This is a genomic window from Brevibacillus sp. SKDU10, assembly GCF_001645205.1.
In the GTDB taxonomy this organism is placed as follows: Bacteria; Bacillota; Bacilli; order Brevibacillales; family Brevibacillaceae; genus Brevibacillus_B; species Brevibacillus_B halotolerans.
In genome coordinates, this window is record NZ_LSSO01000182.1 from 1 (window position 1) to 1137 (window position 1137).

The following is a 1137-nucleotide window of genomic DNA, read 5'->3' on the forward strand; positions in this document are numbered from 1 at the left end:
CACGATGTCTGGACGCACTTGGCGGATATGGCGAATCAAGCGTTCATAGGTGTGTTGTTCACCCCATTTTTCTAAGGTTTCATCAGGACTTTTGGAGAAGCCAAAGTCATAAATCGGATCATTGATTTGTTCACTGAGATTGATTAGATTTACGTTGCTAATTTTGGATGCCTCTTGTAATTCCCGCGTACGAATGATTCCTAACGAATTGCCAAGCTCGTCGCCAATCTCATTCTGCCCACCTTCTCCACGATTAGCGATTAGGCTGGTTGTCTCTATTCCTCTGCCTAAACTAAGATAGGCAAGCGTAGCACTGTGCTCGTCATCTGGATGTGCGCCAGTATTCATCGCGCTAGCCACTGTAGTTAACGGCAGAATTGCTTTCCATAAGTCAACAATCCCCCGATCGGCATGGACGGTCTGTACAGCAGACAGCATTACGAATGAGGTAATCACAGCTAGGCTGGTGAGTCCTGCACACCATGTAACGAACGTTCGATGAGATAGCATTCTTTTTCTCACTGGATTTCCCCCCTTATATGAGGTCATGCTTATTGAAAAGAAACACGCTAAGGATGCTTTTTCATGAAAGCCTAGGTGGACTTCCATTCTTCAAAACTGCCTCCTATTGGCTATTATTGCTTCCCATCCGTCTCCTTAGCCCTAAACTGCTGAGCCAGCTTGATCCTTCGTCCATTTTGTAGTAAGAAACAAAACGATGATAATGAACACGATCTGCAAAACACCATATGCGCAAGCTGTACCAAATTCAAAAGAATACATGCGCTTATATATCTCTACAGAAATTGGCGTGCTGTTGGTCGTAAACAGCAGGATAGAAGCCACAAATTCCCCGATTCCTTGCACAAAGGCAAGTAACGTCCCTGCTAAAATACCACGTAACGCCATAGGAAATACGACACGTCGAAAGCTATACCACCAGGAAGCTCCCAGATTACGTGCCGCTTCCTCTACTGAATGATCCGTCTGCATCAATGTAGCTGAAGTAGATCGAAAGACTAACGGCAGGTGACGTACAAAATAAGCCAAGGGTAAAATCCAGATCGTTCCCACCAAAACCTGATTAAACCCAAATAGATGCGGCTGGCTAAAAGCAGCCAGTAGGTTAACACCCAC

At 45.2% G+C, this 1137-nt stretch carries 2 protein-coding genes; both read right to left on the bottom strand.

Annotated features, from left to right (window positions below; genetic code table 11):
* A partial coding sequence (locus AYJ08_RS17400) for a PIG-L family deacetylase (protein WP_231929143.1) occupies positions 1-438 on the bottom strand: 438 nt, incomplete at its 3' end.
* A 225-nt stretch (positions 439-663) separates the two neighbouring features.
* The coding region (locus AYJ08_RS17405; protein ID WP_157452887.1) for an ABC transporter permease at positions 664-1137 on the bottom strand (474 nt) is incomplete at its 5' end.